Consider the following 16,750-nt stretch of genomic DNA (forward strand, 5'->3'; position numbering starts at 1 on the left):
AAAATTAATAAATAGCCTCAAAAGCCAGTATTGGCAAGGCATTAAACTAATTAATGACAACCATTTTGACAAACTAGTGTGTTAGGAATGAACTTGTGCGATAGCCTTCTGTACCATTAGGTAACACTTGCCAGTTTTCTAGTGCTCTAACTACTTGTTCTAATTGCTTCCCTTGAAACTGCTTTAACGGCTTATCGACTAGTAATTTACGCTCAATAAGCACCTCAACCAAGCGTTTTGGTAACACGCGAGAAAGCGTCGTTTTTAGCGTTTGGTTAGGGTGCTCTGCCAATGCTTGTTGTAAAACAACCTCTAAATCAATATTGGGAATCAGGTTCACGCTAACGGACTGCCCAGGCTTCCAGTAAGAAGAAATCTGTAATACAGCAGGGCCAGATAAACCGCGGTGAGTAAAGAGTAACGCTTCCTTAAACGTTTTACCTGATTGGGCTGCGATTTCGCTTGGTACCGCAATTCCAGATAATTCTGCAAACGCCTCTTTATCTTCTTTGTGCAAGGTAAATGGCACTAAACCGGCGGAGGTTGAGATGACTGGCAAATTAAATTGCTCAGCAATTTTGTAACCAAACGGTGTTGCTCCGAGTTTTGGCATCGATAGACCACCCGTTGCAACCACCAGCGACTGACAAACGATTTCACCTTTGTTAGTGGCCAAAACAAACCCACCGTCATCGATGGTCTGTATTGCTTCAATATCCACTTGGTATTGCTGCTCAATATTAGGTTGTTCGCACTCTTTAAGTAGCATGCTGACAATATCTTTTGCCGATTCAAGGCAAAACAACTGGCCATGATCACGTTCTTCAAACTCAATACCGTACTTACTCACCATCGAGATAAAATCCCAATTAGTGTATTGAGATAAGGCGGATTTGACGAAATGAGGGTTTTGGCATAAGTAGTTTTCTGCAGTAACGTCATAGTTAGTGAAGTTGCAGCGACCGCCACCAGAAATCAAAATTTTCCGGCCCGGCTTTTTCGCATGATCGAGGATCAGCACCTTTCGTCCACGCTTTCCTGCTTGCGCTGCGCACATTAAACCGGCTGCGCCAGCACCGATGATAACGACATCGACTTGTTTACTCATGCCTTAATACTCTTAATCAACCATAGAGAAGAAACAAAAAAGGATGTGCGATGCACATCCTTATAATACGTGAGGCCTGTATTCTAACGGCAAATCTAATGCTTTCCAATCTCTGGCTAAAGAATAAACGCAGCAACGGTGGTAACCACAATTAAAGCAACACAAAGAATAAATAACTGACGAACCCGATCGCATTTTGCCGTAAAGAGTTCATCATGATGATGAGTATATTCCTTGCTTTTGATGTAATAGTAGAGGCGCACTTGTTTAGATAAGTTGCCTTGTGGTGAGAAGAAACCTCGACCATCGACTTGTTGATACAGTAATGGATGCACGTTACGCATAATGTATAACAGAGAACGCAACGCACTTAAGCATCGTGCTAAATTAACTGCTGTTACAAAAAGCAACGCAAATAGAATGATGTCTCCGCCGATCATCTTTTCCTCCCCACATCTTTACATCAGACACCAAGAGAAAAAGACAATCGCCGAATTTGGTCTTTTACTGCTTACTACTCAGCAGAGGTATCTGATTGTGAAGATGAGCTAGCTTTTGCCAATTCTGCTAGATCTTTGTCGATAAAGAATAGAGCCTTACCGTCTTCACCAACAAGTTCTAACTTGTCTAAAATGCCTTTAAACAGTTTCTCTTCTTCATGTTGCTCTGCAACGTACCACTGAAGGAAACTAAATGTTGAGTAATCTTGGGAAGTGAATGCGACATGAGCAAGCTTATTGATGTTCCTAGTGATCATCTGCTCATGTTCATAGGTCTCGCGAAAAACGTCACCTAAACCTGCATAATCATGTTTTGGCGCTGCAATCGCTCCAAGGATTGGCAAAGCGCCGGTTTCACTTACATAAGTGAAAAGACGGTGCATATGCTCCATTTCTTCCGCTGCGTGTTTACGTAAAAATTGAGCTGCACCTTCAAATCCTTTGTCTTCACACCAAGCACTCATTTGTAAGTATAGATTGGATGAAAAAAATTCTAGGTTAATTTGCTCATTCAATTGATCAATCATGGCTTGCGCTAGCATGAAAAGCTCCTAACTCTCTGTTTCGATTTAATTCAAACTATACCATGATCATTTAGTAATGTGCGCAGCTAATATGACCAATAATGAATATCTCACTTAATTTATGAACTTATTCTTTTGAAAAGAAACTTATTATTAAAGCGTTGAATCCCATGCCAAACCGCCATTTAAGGTATATGAGATCATCGCTGCAAAAAATTCATAGCACTAGTGATAGGCTTAAGACAGTCACCTACAAGGAGATAGCATTATGAGTTATCAACACATCTTAGTTGCCGTCGATCTTTCTGAAGATAGCAAAGTTATAGTCGACAAAGCGGTGGCGCTGGCAAAACCTTTGAACGCGCAACTTTCTTTTATTCACATTGATGTGAATTATGCTGAGCTGTATACCGGACTGATTGATATCAATCTTGCTGAAACTCAGCACAACTCTATGGAAGCATCTCTTAACCAGCTGCAAGAGTTAGCAAAATACGCTAACCATCCTATCAACCATACTCTTGTGGGGAGTGGTGATCTAAGTAATGAAATCTGCGATACCATTTCTGAATTTAATATCGACTTAGTCATTTGTGGTCACCACCAAGACTTCTGGAGCAAGATTTTATCTTCAACAAAACAGTTGATTAATTGCACTCCTGTTGATCTATTAGTTGTACCATTTATCGATTAGCGCAGTGCTCAGACACAATTGATATAAAAAATCCCGCGTAACAGAAATGTCCAACTTTATGGGGTCACTTCAAACTCGCGGGATTTTTTTATATCGTTGAATACATCATTCATCATTAATGCAGGGAAGAACCGGTATCCAGCAAATCAAATTGGGGGACTGGTGCTTGAGTTGATTTCTCAAACTTACGCTGCAGTTTCTGCTGTTTTTTTGCCAATTTTTGCTGTTTCTTTAATAACTTATTTAGTTTTTTATATTGCTTACGCTGCTTTTTAAGCCCTTTCTTTGCCAGCTTAAATGCCTTTTTATTCGGGGTTGGCAGTACAGACTGTTCTTCTTGCTTGGTGTCAGCGACTTGTACCTGTGCTTTTTCTATACGAATGGGCTTACATAAGTTCGCTTTGTTACATGACGAGCGTGCACATGAGCGACAAACATAATCCGAAGCAGCAACTAACTGGTTAATTTCATCCAATGAGAATGCAATCTCCTGGCGATTCATTTTACAAAAGCGTTTTACCATTACTGAATTACCCAAATACTACGAGATTCATAGACTGCCATCTCTTTTGAACATCCCTATCATAGAATCAACATCACCGTATTTATTCTGTCATCGATGATAAGACATAAACATCAAAGCGATTTTTCTTGGTTTCAATTGCCATCGTCGGTTTTTGCTCAGCCAACCAATCCGCGTAGTCAGGCCTTTTCACGACCACCCGCTTTGTCGCTAACGCTAAAGCAGGTTCTAACAAACTGTCGGCATCATTATCTGCCCCAACCAAAGATTGAAAAACTCGCATTTCTTTTTTCACTAAAGCACTTTTCTTTTTGCCTTCTGGATGAGGATACATAGGGTCGAGATAAACCACATCAGGCCGCACAAAATTGTCGTCTTTCATTAGTTGAGATAAGGCATCATGACTAGATGCATGCAATAACTGAACGCGCTCTGTTACCCAATGACCAATATCTTCATCTTGCTTAGCGCGGTTAATACCATCATCTAACAGCGCAGCAACAACAGGATGTCTCTCGACTAACTGGACACGGCACCCCAGCGACGCCAGTACAAAGGCATCGCGTCCAAGCCCTGCTGTACCATCTAAAACTGTCGGCATTGCACCTTTATTGAGCCCTGCTGCTTTTGCAATCGCCTGCCCTTTACCACCACCGAATTTACGTCGATGAGCAACGGCACCAGAGACCCAGTCAACATAGATAGCCCCTAACTTAGGTTCATCCAATTTACGCAGTTCTAAGCGCTCATCAGTTAATACCAAAGCAAAGGCACTTGTCTCGTCATGACATAGATTCCAGCGGCTGGCGAGAGCATCTAATTCACCACTTCGCCCTAATGATTCACTAATCAGTTGTATCTGCAAAAATGCACTCCAGTTAGAACCAATAACAACACGCGCAGTTTAGCGGATTTCTTAATGAATACCTATATTCTCCCAAACTAAACGGTTATCCGTTGGATAAAATAGATCTGAACATCGATATAAAAAACATCTAAACTCTCTAAAAATAAGGTTTAATTATTCCAATTGATACTACTCTGAACAAGGAGATGTTAAGATGGTGAAACCGGTTGTTGAAATTGACAAGTGATAGGATGAATAGCCCAGTGACAGCAATAAAACTCGATGATCTTGATAAAGCCATCCTAAAGATTTTAATGGATGACGCTAGAACACCGTATGCAGAAATGGCAAAGCAATTTAATGTTAGCCCAGCAACGATTCATGTTCGCATTGAAAAAATGAAAGCTGGGGACATCATCCAAGGAACTGAAGTCGTAGTAAATACGAAAAAACTTGGCTATGACGTATGTTGTTTTATCGGTATTAATTTAAATGCGGCCCGCGATTATCATTCTGCACTACAAAAATTAAATGCTCTCGATGAAGTTGTTGAGGCTTACTACACGACCGGAGCTTATAATATTTTTGTTAAATTAATGTGCCGCTCGATAGAAGAATTACAACACGTTTTAATCGATAAGTTGCAAGCTATTGATGAAGTTCAATCAACAGAAACACTTATTTCTTTACAAAATCCGATAAGCCGTAATGTGAATCCATAAAAAACCCCAAGTAATATTTGGGGTTTTTTTATAAAATTAATTAAGAGACTTATTTATTATTTAGGTATTTCAATAGTTCATCTGCAGAAATACCTTGTTCTGCTAGTTCTTTTGCTAGCACACCCACCTGTTCATCTTTTCTTGAATCAATCACTTGTTGAAATTGATAAACTAAGTCACGCAAAATGCTTATTGGCACTTGTTTAGCAGCACTGCGAACACGTTCACTACTCTGATTACCTAATTCACTCAGAAGTTTGCCAAACATAACCTTTTCTGGCGACTCATCAAGTTGTTCTAAAATTCGAGCCATTTCGTAGGTTGTAAGAGACATTTATTATGATTCCAACGTAATAATTAATAGGAACATTAAAACCATTAATATATTAATGGTTTTAACTTAATTAAATAATCGGGAAGGTAATTTACCTTTCCTAAAACTAAGGCTCAAGCACCCATTGATGCCATTTACGTCCCACACCAGAAAACATAATTAATAAGGCGGGAACAACAAGCCACATCTGTATGGCAATAAGCCAATACGGTGTCATTTCTAAGTTTTGCACTAGAGCGACAATCAAACCAGACCCGCTCATCTGGAATAGCCCTAGAAGAGCAGCCGCTGTCCCTGCTTTATCTCCGAATGGGGCTAGCGCTTTACCAGCGGCAGCGCCAAGAATCCACGCAAATCCAACCGATGAAATAAATATAGGCAACATAAAACGAAATGCAGTCTGATCAGACGATAATATTACCATTAGAACACCTGATAGACCTATTAATAATATACCGAACGTTATCGACCGATGAGTTCCTATTTTATCCATCATGGATGGCGCTGTTAAGCAAGCAACAATATTAACGATAGCATTAATTCCGAACCAGAAAGTGAATTGGTCCATGGACAAACCGATCTGCTGCATTAGCACTAGAGGTGCAGAAGTGACATACGCCAAAATAACGCCCATTGACAACATACACAACCCTGCATGGAATAAAAATGAAGGATTTTTGATAACATCCCAATATCGAGTGAGATTAAATGTCGATAAACCGCTTTGTTGAGAAGGATTGGTTTCGCGTAAACTGAACCACATTAACGAACCTGAAACGAGCGCAAAACACACCATAAAGGAAAAATTAGCCCGCCAACTATAATGCTGAGTTAACCAGCTCCCCAGAATTGGGGCTAACGCAGGAATAAAACAGATAGCACCGTTCAGATAGCTGATCATCTTGCCACTTTTTTCAGGGCCAAATACATCTCGAACAGTCGCAAAGGCTGCCACTGTTGTTGCACATGCACCAAATCCTTGTAATAGACGAGCAGTAAGCATCCACTCCATGGTCTGCGCGCTCCATGCAAGTAATGCACTGGCAGAATAGATAACCACCCCTGTCAAAGCAACATAGCGACGACCAAAGCGATCCGCTAATGGTCCTGCGAATAGCTGGCCAACCCCCATGGTAAACAAAAAGCCTGTGATTGTGTATTTTGCCATCGCATGTTCCACGTGAAACGTAGAAGAAATCAATGGTAAGGCTGGAAGATATATATCAATCGCTAATGGACTAAATAACACTAATAACGTCAGAAGAATCATCTGATACTTGGTGTTGGTTGCCGTGTTTTTTCTCACAGGCTGAGCTCCTAAGATAACTAAAGTAGGCGAAGTGCTGGCGCATGATAGTCGAATGATGTTATGAATAACAATGGCATATTGTCATTCCTATTATTCCTAATTGGAAATTCATATGAAGGTAGAAAAACTCGCGCGTATTGACCTAAATTTATTGGTCTGTCTTAAGGTGCTTACCGAAGAGTTAAGCGTTACCAGGGCAGCAAACAGGCTCTACTTAAGCCAATCAGCCGTCAGTAAATCTCTAGCTAAACTCAGAGAACAATTTGATGACCCTCTCTTTATTCGTACTTCTCATGGGCTAAAAGCGACACCCACCACTATTTACCTAAAACCTAAATTGGATGCGCTAACCCATCAAATTGAACTCATTACACAACCCATTGAATTTGATCCATCAACTAGTGAATATCACTTCCAACTTGCAGCGGTAGAAAGCGTTTATCCCTTATTACTTCCTCATTTTTTACCTGCGTTGTTCCAACATGGTCCAAACCTTAATATCAGCACTCACGCTTGGAATAATGACACTCTACAAAAATTACAATTGGGGGAGCTGGATTTAGGTATCATAGGTCGAGATGTGGATATTAACGATTCACGAATCACACTACCCATTCCAGAAAATATATGTTCAGAAGAGATCTATCGAGATACGCAAAAATGTGTCGTACGCCGAGGACACCCTATACTTGATCGAGAATGGAATTTGGAAAGCTACCTATCAGTGCGACATGTTCAAGTTCGTTATGATGGCAATGACCGTTGGCTTTTGGACTTCCGCCTGGCTGATTTAGGACAAGAACGAGATATCGGTATCACCGTACCTGATCATAATAGTGCGGCAATTTTGTGTACTTATACCGATTTTATCTTTACCGCTCCCAGTCATTTCACTCGAGCAATCGCCGAGCAACTCGATCTTGTTGAACTCCCCTTGCCTATGGACTTTCCTCCGATGGCTTATGCACTATTTTGGAGCCAAGAAAGAGAAAACGATCAAGCGCTAATTTGGCTAAGAAAACTGATAAAAGGAAATACAGCACATCTGCAACACAATCATGATAAATCCTAGTTGTACTCGCAGTGTTGCCAATTGCACCCGATCTGCAAAAAGAGTAGCTTATACCTTCTGGTCACAGACAACCCATACATAATAGAGATCACTAGATCTCAATGCATTTATAGTCATAAGGACTGTCTTTAAAGGATATTTTCAGATGCAACCATCTACTTCACAACGTGTCGAAGCGCTTCGCGACTGGATGACACAACATCAACTTGACGCGATCATTATTCCCCATGAAGACGAATATTTGGGTGAATATGTCCCTGAACATAACGAACGCCTGCAATGGCTGACGGGATTCACTGGCTCAGCTGGTGCCGCTGTGATAACTAAAGATAAAGCGGCTATTTTTGTTGATGGTCGTTATACGGTTCAAGTTCGTAAACAAGTACCAGCAAATTTATTTGAATATCGACACCTTGTCGAAGAACCTTATTTAGAGTGGTTACTTAAAGAACTTCCTGCAGACAGCAAAGTTGGCTTTGATCCCAAAATGCACCGAGCTAGCTGGCTGACAGCGGCCCAAAAAACACTCGGAGGCGAACTAGAATTGAGCAGCACTGCGACCAACGCAGTTGATGATCTCTGGTTAGACCGCCCTGCACCCGTCGTATCACCGATGCGTCTTATGGGCGATGAGTTGGTTGGGACCAATAGTGCTACCAAACGTAAGACCATTGCCGATATTCTTAAAAAGAAAAAGGCAGACTGCGCGATTTTAACCGAGCTTGATTCAATTTGTTGGTTATTGAATATTCGTGGTCTCGATGTCTCTCGCTTACCGGTCTTGCTTTCTCATGCCATCATTTACAATGATTCTCGCGTCGACTTCTTCCTCGATCCTGAACGTGTTGCAAATCACTTTGATGAACATGTGGGAGAAGGCGTCCAAGTTCATCATCCTGAACAATTGGCCAGTACTATCGCTAAATTAACAAACAAAAAGGTTATCGTAGACCCAGCCACCAGCAACGCATGGTTTACGCTTTCTTTGCAAAATGCCGGTGCTGAAATCATTAATGATGCCGATCCATGTTTAATGCCTAAAGCGGCAAAAAATCCAACCGAAATCGCAGGTATGAAGGCATGTCATATTCGTGATGGCGCAGCTATGGTGAAATTCTTGTCATGGTTAGACAAACAAGTAGAGTTAGGTGTAACGCTTGATGAAGCCATGGTATCAGATACATTACAAGCATTTAGAGAACTAGACCCTACACTAGCAGACCTTAGCTTTGACACCATTTCTGCCGCAGCTAGCAACGCCGCTATGTGCCATTACAACCACATTAACCAACCGAAACCCGGCCAATTAGAACTCAATACGCTCTACCTTGTTGACTCCGGCGGTCAATATATTGATGGAACAACCGATATCACACGTACAGTCGCCATCGGTAATATTCCTCAAGAGATGAAGCAACAATATACGTTAGTTCTTAAAGGGCACATTGCGCTAGCAAAGGCACGTTTTCCGAAAGGAACATGTGGGCATCACCTTGATGTCCTAGCACGCCAATATTTGTGGGCTAACGGTTATGATTTTGACCACGGTACTGGTCATGGTGTGGGTCACTTCCTAAGTGTTCACGAAGGGCCGCAAAGAATCGGCAAAGCGGTGAACAACTTTCCGTTTGAACCGGGAATGGTGTTATCTAATGAACCAGGTTATTACCGCGCAGATGGTTTTGGTATTCGTATCGAAAACCTTGAACTGGTTGTTAATGTTGAAACCAATGGTGATTTCAACGTTATGGGTTTTGAAGCGCTGACTCGTTGCCCTATCGATACTCGAGCAATCGATACAAACCTTCTCACTAAGCCAGAATTAGCATGGCTAAATGATTACCACCAAACAGTATGGGATGATGTTAGCCCACTGGTTGAAGGTGATGTTAAAGAGTGGCTAAAACAAGCAACACAGCCTTTATTGCACAACGATTAACCACCCTTCATTCTTAATTCAATCCCTTAGTGCTTTGTGCACTGAGGGATTTTTTTTTATCTATATACCCAACCATCTCACCTCTAATAATTTAAAGTTATTAAAAAATTTTACAATCACACATAAACCACTGATTAACAATACTTAAAAACACTTTTTAGACATAAAAATGACAACATTTCGTTAAAATTTAATTTGAGATCTAAACATTATATGCGTAAGCTTATATTTAATTAACCGTTCAATAAAAATTAAAAGGAATGGATATGCCAAAGGTTGGGATGCCAGAAGTACGTAAACCACAACTTGTCAAAGCAACGATGACTGTTATCGAGCGTGTTGGATTGCATGCTGCAAGTATTGCTTTGATCAGCAGAGAGGCAGGCGTGTCTACCGGCATCATTAATCATTACTTTGGCGGCAAGCATGGACTGCTTGAAGAAACGATGCGTGCGATATTGCGCGAACATTCACAAACGATAATGACAGCGTTGGCAAAAATACCTAAGCATGCCCATCAAGAGCGAATTAACGCCATTGTTGAAGCGAACTTCTCAGGTTTTCAAGCCCAAAGTGAAGTTGTAAAAACTTGGCTCGCTTTTTGGTCGTATTCCATGCATGACCCACAGCTATTACGTCTACAACGAGTTAACGAAAAACGCCTGATTTCACACTTAATGATAGAGCTCAAAGCATTACTACCTATCACTGTTGCACACCAAGTTGCACAAGGCATAGCAGCGTTAATAGACGGAATCTGGTTACGTGGGGCTTTAAACCCTTTAGGCATTAATACTCAAAAAGCCAAACTCATTATCACCGATTATTTAGAACAACAACTAGCGCATCGTGCGCTGGCAACTAATTAGGCTTAACAATGGAAATAGCATCTTTATACATTAATGGTGAAGCTCGCAAAGCGACATCTAACGAAACATTTACCACTCATAACCCTGCTACAGGCGAAGCAATTGCCGTCTTAGGTCAAGCCAGTGAACAAGATGTGCAAGATGCAGTTCAATCTGCACAAGAAGGCTTTAAAGTGTGGTCAGCTATGTCTGCGACTGAACGCAGCCGAATCTTGCTCAAAGCGGTAGCAATTTTACGCGAACGTAACGATGAGTTAGCAGAACTTGAAGTCTTAGATACTGGTAAGCCACTACAAGAAGCAAACTGTGTTGACATTGTTACTGGTGCCGATGTTATCGAATACTTCGCAGGACTAGCCCCTGCACAAGAAGGCGCGCAACAACCTCTTTCTGAGAGCCAATTTTTTTATACCCGTAAAGAGCCTTTAGGTATCTGTGCTGGTATCGGTGCTTGGAACTACCCAATTCAAATTGCGATGTGGAAATCAGCTCCAGCTCTAGCAGCAGGAAATGCAATGATCTTCAAACCATCAGAAGAAACGCCTCTTACTGCTCTGAAACTCGCGGAAATCTTTACTGAAGCTGGCGTACCTAACGGTGTATTCAACGTTGTTCAAGGTGATGGCCGTGTTGGCCAAATGCTCACAGGTCACCCAGACATTGCGAAAGTATCGTTCACAGGTGAAGTGGGTACGGGTAAAAAAGTAATGAGTGCAAGTGCACAAACACTCAAGTCAGTAACGATGGAACTGGGCGGTAAATCTCCACTTATCATTTTTGATGATGCCCAAATTGACCAAGCGGTTTCTGTTGCAATGATGGCTAACTTCTATACCCAAGGCGAAGTATGTACTAACGGTACTCGTGTTTTCGTTCATGAAAAGATCTACGACAAATTTGTGGCACAACTTAAAGAGCGCACTGAAAAGCTGATCATCGGCGATCCGATGGATCTAAACACTCAGGTCGGTGCTCTTATTTCTAAAAAACACTTAGAGAAAGTACTCGAGTTTATTGAGAACGGTAAAAACAGCGCAGCCACCCTACTCACAGGTGGATACCAAGTGACAGAAAACGGTTTAGATAAAGGTAACTTTGTTGCCCCAACTGTATTTGCAGACTGTACCGATGATATGGATTTCGTGAAATATGAAATCTTCGGCCCAATCATGGCTGTTCTTAAATTCTCTGATGAAGAAGAAGTTATCGCACGTGCTAACAACACCGACTACGGTCTTGCAGCAGGTGTTTTCACTCAAAACCTATCTAGAGCTCACCGTGTAATCCACCAGCTCGAAGCCGGTATCTGCTGGATTAATACTTGGGGTGACTCCCCTGCGCAAATGCCTGTCGGTGGTTACAAACTATCAGGTGTGGGTCGCGAAAATGGTGTTGAAACACTCAATCACTATACGCAAACCAAGAGTGTTCTGATTGAACTGAACGAGTTTGTTGGGCCATACGCTTAAGGAGGCAGGATGAAGCAGCATTACGATTACATTGTTATTGGCGCCGGTTCAGCCGGCTGTGTTTTGGCTGATCGCTTAACAGAATCAGGTAAGCACTCTGTATTACTTTTAGAAGCTGGCGGCAGTGATAAAAGCATTTTTATTCAAATGCCAACGGCTCTTTCTTATCCAATGAACACCCCAAAATACGCGTGGCAATTTGAGTCACTCGAAGAAGAAGGACTCGATGGACGTCGCCTTCATTGTCCTCGCGGTAAAGTGCTTGGTGGCAGTTCATCAATTAATGGCATGGTCTATGTTCGTGGCCATGCTTGTGACTTTGATGAATGGCAAGAACATGGTGCAACAGGATGGGATTACGCAAATTGTCTTCCTTACTTTAAAAAGGCAGAAAGCTGGATTGGAGGTGAAGACGAATACCGTGGAGGTAACGGACCATTAGCAACTTGTAATGGTAATGATATGGAGCTTAATCCTTTGTATCAGGCATTTATTGATGCCGGCCAGCAAGCAGGTTACCCAGAAACAAAAGACTACAACGGTTACCAGCAAGAAGGCTTTGGCCCAATGCACATGACAGTAGACAACGGCGTGCGAGCTTCAACCTCGAACGCTTACCTACGTCGTGCGATGAAGCGCCCTAACCTAACTGTAGCGACCAAAGTACTGACACGAAAAATCGTTCTCAAAGACAAAAAAGCAATTGGCGTTGAATTCGAAAAGAACGGCACAGTCCATCATGCATTCGCTAATCAAGAAGTCATTTCTAGTGCAGGCTCTGTTGGATCTGTACAACTACTTCAACTCTCGGGTATTGGTCCAAAAGATATATTGGAAAAAGCGGGCGTTGAAGTTCAACACGAATTGCCTGGTGTTGGGGAAAACCTTCAAGATCACCTAGAAGTCTATTTCCAATATCGCTGCGAACAACCTATCTCGCTTAACAGCAAATTAGGCTTGATCAGCAAAGGTTTGATTGGTACTGAGTGGTTACTTACTCGTAAAGGCTTGGGCGCAACGAACCACTTTGAATCGTGCGCTTTTATCCGCTCACGAGCGGGCCTCAAGTGGCCAAACTTACAATACCACTTTTTACCAGCTGCTATGCGATATGATGGCAGAACAGCGTTTGATGGTCATGGTTTCCAAGTACATGTTGGTCCGAATAAGCCATTAAGTCGCGGTAAAATTTGGATTGAATCATCCGATCCCAAAGCAAAACCTGCGATTAAATTTAATTACTTACAACACGAACAAGACATTCAGGATTGGCGTGATTGTATTCGTCTCACGAGGGAGATACTCGCTCAACCCGCATTGGATAAATATCGCGGCGATGAAATTCAGCCAGGAATGGCTATTTCATCAGATGCCGATATTGACGAATGGGTTAAAGAAAATGTTGAGAGTGCTTATCACCCTTCATGCTCATGCAAAATGGGCGCAGATAACGACCCAATGGCCGTACTTGATGAAACCTGTCGAGTGCGTGGTATAGAAGGTCTCCGTGTTGTCGACTCTTCTATCTTCCCAACCATTCCAAACGGTAACCTCAATGCACCTACGATTATGGTCGCTGAGCGAGCAGCAGATTTCATTTTGGGTCATGAAATGCTGCCGAAAAGTGAGGCCGCTGTTTGGATCGATCCTAACTGGCAAGAACAACAACGTTTAGAAAAACCTCAGCGAGATCTCGCTGATATCTAGCCAGTGATTACTTCATAAGATAAGGAAATTAAACATGCGTAAAGTCGTTACCTTCACCGCCGCAGCGTTATTGTCTCTTAACGCTTATGCAAATAGCTGTGATTCAGTTAGCTTTGCCGATGTTGGTTGGACAGATATCACTTCCACCACAGCTGTAACATCAGAAGTGCTAAAAGGTTTGGGATATAAAACCCATACCGAACTCCTTTCAGTACCAGTCACTTATTCTTCGATGGCAAGTGGTGATATTGACGTATTTCTTGGTAACTGGATGCCTACCATGGAAGGCGATATTGCTAAATATCGTGATTCAGGAAAAGTTGATGTGTTACAGGCAAACCTAGTGGGTGCCAAATACACATTAGCGGTACCAAAATACGTTTATGATGCAGGCGTACACTCTTTTGCTGACCTTGCAAAATACGCCGACAAGTTCAAAAGTCGCATTTACGGTATCGAACCTGGCAATGATGGCAACCGTCTCATCCAATCGATGATCGATAAAGATGCTTTCAACTTAAAAGACTTCAACCTTGTTGAGTCAAGTGAAGCCGGTATGGTTTCACAAGTATCACGAGCGATTCGTCGCCACCAATGGATTGCTTTCCTTGGCTGGGCTCCTCACCCAATGAACAGCAAGTTTGACATGAAATACCTATCCGGTGGTGATGATTACTTCGGCCCTAACTATGGCGGTGCCAAGGTGTATACCAACGTTCGCCACAACTACCTAAAACAGTGTCCGAATGTAGGTAAGCTGATCTCTAATCTTAAGTTCGACCTTAATATGGAAAACCATTTAATGGGTCGTATTTTAAATGACAAACAGAAACCAGCAGTTGCCGCTCGTGAATGGCTACAATCTCACGAACAATATCTAGATACATGGCTTAAAGGGGTGAAAACCATCGATGGCAAACCTGGCGAAGCCGCGGTTAAAGCCTATCTCGAGAAAGAGAAAGATAACGCCTAACTCTAACTCATGAAAACAGTGGAGCATGGTTTTGCTCCACTGAACTAACAAGGATATATTGTGAATATTTTTACCGATTACAAAATCCCACTTGGTAGCTGGATGGAAACAGTCGTCGATTGGTTAACTATCCATGCATCTGGCTTTTTTGATGCTATCTCCATCTCTCTTGAGACAGCGATTATGTTCTTAGTGGACATATTTAAAGCCATGCCTCCTGCTCTACCAATTATTCTTACAGCTGCCTTAGCTTGGTGGTTACATCGTAGAATTTCGCTGGTTATTTTCGTAGTCGTTTCGCTACTTCTCATACTTAACCTCGGCTACTGGCAAGAAATGCTTGAAACCTTCGTAATGGTTTTCTCAGCGACTGTCATCTGTATTTTAGTTGGAGTACCGCTTGGAATTATGTCAGCCCACCGCCCATGGCTGTACACGCTGATGCGCCCTATTTTGGATCTCATGCAAACCGTTCCTACATTTGTTTACCTTATTCCAACACTCGTTCTGTTTGGTTTAGGGGTTGTTCCAGGGCTTATCTCAACCATTATTTTTGCCATTGCAGCACCAATTCGTTTGACCTATCTAGGCGTCACTAGAGTGCCAGAGGAATTAGTAGAAGCAGGTAAAGCTTTTGGTGCGAGTAGAATGAAGTTGTTATTTAAAGTTGAGCTTCCAGCTGCAATGCCAAGCATTATGACTGGAGTTAGTCAGTGCATCATGTTGTCCCTATCTATGGTAGTGGTTGCCGCACTTGTTGGTGCCGATGGCTTGGGTAAACCCGTCGTTCGAGCATTGAATACTGTCAATATCTCACAAGGTTTTGAAGCTGGATTAGCCATTGTACTTGTGGCAATTATTCTCGACCGTATGTGTAAAGCACCAAACAGTAAGGACATGCAATAATGAAATCAATTAGCATTGAAAACTTGGACGTTATTTTTGGTGATCACAGTGAAAAGGCACTTAGCCTACTGGACCAAGGCAAAACACGTCAGGAAATTATCGACGAAACCGGACTAGTCGTCGGTGTCGATAATGTTTCACTAGATGTAAACCAAGGCGAAATTTGTGTATTGATGGGCTTATCTGGTTCAGGTAAATCAAGCCTTCTACGCGCCGTTAATGGTTTGAATAAAATTACTCGCGGCTCATTAAAAATCAAAGATGGCGATGATGAAGTTGACCTCGCCAGCTGCAATGAAGCCACCCTTCGCCATTTACGTACAGAACGTATTTCAATGGTGTTTCAAAAGTTTGCGTTAATGCCATGGCTATCGGTATTAGATAACGTTGCCTTTGGTTTAGAAATGCAAGGCGTACCAAAGAAAGAACGTCGCCTCCGAGCACAAGAAAAGCTAGATATGGTTGGACTTGGTGAATGGGCTGAACAATTCCCTCACGAACTTTCTGGTGGTATGCAGCAACGCGTTGGTTTAGCGCGAGCATTTGCTATGGACAGTGATATCCTATTAATGGATGAACCATTTTCAGCTCTCGACCCTCTCATTCGAGCTCAACTGCAAGATGAACTGTTAGACCTACAGAAAAAATTAAACAAAACGATTATCTTTGTAAGCCATGATTTGGATGAAGCATTAAAAATTGGTTCACGTATCGCGATTATGGAATCAGGTAAATTGATTCAATACAGTAAGCCAGAACAAATCATCCTTAAGCCCAAAACACAGTATGTGAAAGATTTCGTGGCACACACAAATCCTTTAAATGTATTACGTGGACGATCTTTGATGAATTCGGCTAATGAGCTAGTAAGTGATGAGCAGGACCGTATACAGATTTGTGATCAGTCTGATATCTGGTTAGAAAAAACTGATAAGAATTGGGCAGTCACCGGAGAAAATGACTACGAAGTTGTTGAGTGGAGCTCTCAACTGGAATGCTCAGAGCTAAGCGAAGATTCAATTGTTATTGCTTCTCCTGACATTGAAATGCGTGATGCCATTGAGATTCGCTATCATACTGGTCATCCAATTGTCTTAGTTGAAGATAATGAACTCATCGGTACGCTAAACGATCATGATTTTTATCATGCTCTACTCGGCAAATATAACGATGACGATTCAGTGGTCACTGGAACAACCTCCTCAAAAAAGGATAAAGCTGCATAACGCAGCCCTTCCAACGCATCAAGTAAAT

General features: G+C 42.0%; 16 protein-coding genes and 1 pseudogene. 10 read left to right on the forward strand and 7 right to left on the reverse strand.

Annotated features, from left to right (window positions below):
* Positions 1-91: 91 nt before the first annotated feature.
* The 3 genes and pseudogenes from I1A42_RS16165 to ftnA all read right to left on the reverse strand — a co-directional run.
* Positions 92-1,108: pseudogene (locus tag I1A42_RS16165) on the reverse strand (NAD(P)/FAD-dependent oxidoreductase); the annotation flags it as partial.
* Positions 1,109-1,224: 116 nt separating this feature from the next.
* Positions 1,225-1,548 (reverse strand): universal stress protein UspB, encoded by a 324-nt coding sequence (uspB, locus tag I1A42_RS16170; RefSeq protein WP_161153759.1) that lies wholly within the window; start codon positions 1,546-1,548, stop codon positions 1,225-1,227.
* A 74-nt stretch (positions 1,549-1,622) separates the two neighbouring features.
* Positions 1,623-2,150 carry a non-heme ferritin gene (gene ftnA / locus I1A42_RS16175; RefSeq protein WP_161153760.1) on the reverse strand — a complete coding sequence of 176 codons (528 nt, stop codon included), beginning with the start codon at positions 2,148-2,150 and terminating at the stop codon, positions 1,623-1,625.
* Positions 2,151-2,400: 250 nt separating this feature from the next.
* Here ftnA and I1A42_RS16180 point away from each other — a divergent pair, with 250 nt between their 5' ends.
* Positions 2,401-2,826 (forward strand): universal stress protein, encoded by a 426-nt coding sequence (locus tag I1A42_RS16180; protein ID WP_196124061.1) that lies wholly within the window; start codon positions 2,401-2,403, stop codon positions 2,824-2,826.
* A 115-nt stretch (positions 2,827-2,941) separates the two neighbouring features.
* Here I1A42_RS16180 and I1A42_RS16185 read toward each other — a convergent pair whose 3' ends face one another.
* On the reverse strand, positions 2,942-3,328 hold the full coding sequence (locus I1A42_RS16185; protein ID WP_230389544.1) for a hypothetical protein: 387 nt from the start codon (positions 3,326-3,328) through the stop codon (positions 2,942-2,944).
* 103 nt (positions 3,329-3,431) lie between these two features.
* Positions 3,432-4,214, reverse strand: a complete 783-nt coding sequence (locus tag I1A42_RS16190; RefSeq protein ID WP_196124063.1) for a class I SAM-dependent methyltransferase — start codon at positions 4,212-4,214, stop codon at positions 3,432-3,434.
* Between the two features lie 233 nt (positions 4,215-4,447).
* On the opposite strand from I1A42_RS16190, the gene asnC reads away from it, so the two are divergent.
* Entirely contained in the window at positions 4,448-4,918 is a 471-nt protein-coding gene (asnC, locus tag I1A42_RS16195; RefSeq protein WP_161153764.1) for a transcriptional regulator AsnC, read from the forward strand.
* 49 nt (positions 4,919-4,967) lie between these two features.
* Here asnC and tsrA read toward each other — a convergent pair whose 3' ends face one another.
* Entirely contained in the window at positions 4,968-5,252 is a 285-nt protein-coding gene (gene tsrA, locus I1A42_RS16200) for an H-NS-like global regulator TsrA (protein WP_161153765.1), read from the reverse strand.
* A 106-nt stretch (positions 5,253-5,358) separates the two neighbouring features.
* Complete coding sequence (locus tag I1A42_RS16205; protein WP_196124081.1) at positions 5,359-6,522, reverse strand: multidrug effflux MFS transporter; 1,164 nt, start codon at positions 6,520-6,522, stop codon at positions 5,359-5,361.
* 151 nt (positions 6,523-6,673) lie between these two features.
* Here I1A42_RS16205 and I1A42_RS16210 point away from each other — a divergent pair, with 151 nt between their 5' ends.
* The 8 genes from I1A42_RS16210 to choV all read left to right on the forward strand — a co-directional run bounded on the left by I1A42_RS16210 (position 6,674) and on the right by choV (position 16,722).
* Positions 6,674-7,633: a LysR substrate-binding domain-containing protein gene (locus tag I1A42_RS16210; protein WP_196124064.1), complete on the forward strand. Its 960-nt coding sequence runs from the start codon at positions 6,674-6,676 to the stop codon at positions 7,631-7,633.
* A 145-nt stretch (positions 7,634-7,778) separates the two neighbouring features.
* Complete coding sequence (locus I1A42_RS16215; protein WP_196124065.1) at positions 7,779-9,572, forward strand: aminopeptidase P family protein; 1,794 nt, start codon at positions 7,779-7,781, stop codon at positions 9,570-9,572.
* 266 nt (positions 9,573-9,838) lie between these two features.
* Positions 9,839-10,441, forward strand: coding sequence for a transcriptional regulator BetI (betI, locus tag I1A42_RS16220; protein WP_161153768.1), 603 nt, complete (start codon positions 9,839-9,841; stop codon positions 10,439-10,441).
* Between the two features lie 8 nt (positions 10,442-10,449).
* A complete protein-coding gene (gene betB, locus I1A42_RS16225) occupies positions 10,450-11,910 on the forward strand; it encodes a betaine-aldehyde dehydrogenase (RefSeq protein ID WP_161153769.1) in 1,461 nt (486 codons plus the stop codon).
* Between the two features lie 9 nt (positions 11,911-11,919).
* A complete protein-coding gene (gene betA / locus I1A42_RS16230; protein ID WP_196124066.1) occupies positions 11,920-13,617 on the forward strand; it encodes a choline dehydrogenase in 1,698 nt (565 codons plus the stop codon).
* Between the two features lie 34 nt (positions 13,618-13,651).
* Positions 13,652-14,590, forward strand: coding sequence for a choline ABC transporter substrate-binding protein (locus I1A42_RS16235; protein ID WP_196124067.1), 939 nt, complete (start codon positions 13,652-13,654; stop codon positions 14,588-14,590).
* Between the two features lie 60 nt (positions 14,591-14,650).
* Positions 14,651-15,496 (forward strand): choline ABC transporter permease subunit, encoded by an 846-nt coding sequence (choW, locus tag I1A42_RS16240; RefSeq protein WP_161153772.1) that lies wholly within the window; start codon positions 14,651-14,653, stop codon positions 15,494-15,496.
* Positions 15,496-16,722 carry a choline ABC transporter ATP-binding protein gene (gene choV / locus I1A42_RS16245; protein ID WP_161153773.1) on the forward strand — a complete coding sequence of 409 codons (1,227 nt, stop codon included), beginning with the start codon at positions 15,496-15,498 and terminating at the stop codon, positions 16,720-16,722. Before choW ends, choV begins: the two co-directional genes overlap by 1 nt.
* The last annotated feature ends 28 nt before the right edge of the window (positions 16,723-16,750 follow it).

Origin of the sequence: Vibrio nitrifigilis, from assembly GCF_015686695.1 — a bacterium.
GTDB classification, from domain to species: Bacteria; Pseudomonadota; Gammaproteobacteria; order Enterobacterales; family Vibrionaceae; genus Vibrio; species Vibrio nitrifigilis.

What these genes read in the sequence shown, in the direction of transcription:
- asnC (WP_161153764.1), top strand. Translation starts at nt 4,448, where the DNA reads ATGAATAGCCCAGTGACAGCAATAAAACTCGATGATCTTGATAAAGCC.
- I1A42_RS16210 (WP_196124064.1), top strand. Translation starts at nt 6,674, where the DNA reads ATGAAGGTAGAAAAACTCGCGCGTATTGACCTAAATTTATTGGTCTGT.
- I1A42_RS16235 (WP_196124067.1), top strand. Translation starts at nt 13,652, where the DNA reads ATGCGTAAAGTCGTTACCTTCACCGCCGCAGCGTTATTGTCTCTTAAC.
- uspB (WP_161153759.1), bottom strand. Translation starts at nt 1,548, where the DNA reads ATGATCGGCGGAGACATCATTCTATTTGCGTTGCTTTTTGTAACAGCA.
- betI (WP_161153768.1), top strand. Translation starts at nt 9,839, where the DNA reads ATGCCAAAGGTTGGGATGCCAGAAGTACGTAAACCACAACTTGTCAAA.
- I1A42_RS16185 (WP_230389544.1), bottom strand. Translation starts at nt 3,328, where the DNA reads ATGAATCGCCAGGAGATTGCATTCTCATTGGATGAAATTAACCAGTTA.
- betA (WP_196124066.1), top strand. Translation starts at nt 11,920, where the DNA reads ATGAAGCAGCATTACGATTACATTGTTATTGGCGCCGGTTCAGCCGGC.
- betB (WP_161153769.1), top strand. Translation starts at nt 10,450, where the DNA reads ATGGAAATAGCATCTTTATACATTAATGGTGAAGCTCGCAAAGCGACA.
- I1A42_RS16180 (WP_196124061.1), top strand. Translation starts at nt 2,401, where the DNA reads ATGAGTTATCAACACATCTTAGTTGCCGTCGATCTTTCTGAAGATAGC.
- ftnA (WP_161153760.1), bottom strand. Translation starts at nt 2,150, where the DNA reads ATGCTAGCGCAAGCCATGATTGATCAATTGAATGAGCAAATTAACCTA.
- choV (WP_161153773.1), top strand. Translation starts at nt 15,496, where the DNA reads ATGAAATCAATTAGCATTGAAAACTTGGACGTTATTTTTGGTGATCAC.
- I1A42_RS16205 (WP_196124081.1), bottom strand. Translation starts at nt 6,522, where the DNA reads ATGATTCTTCTGACGTTATTAGTGTTATTTAGTCCATTAGCGATTGAT.
- tsrA (WP_161153765.1), bottom strand. Translation starts at nt 5,252, where the DNA reads ATGTCTCTTACAACCTACGAAATGGCTCGAATTTTAGAACAACTTGAT.
- I1A42_RS16215 (WP_196124065.1), top strand. Translation starts at nt 7,779, where the DNA reads ATGCAACCATCTACTTCACAACGTGTCGAAGCGCTTCGCGACTGGATG.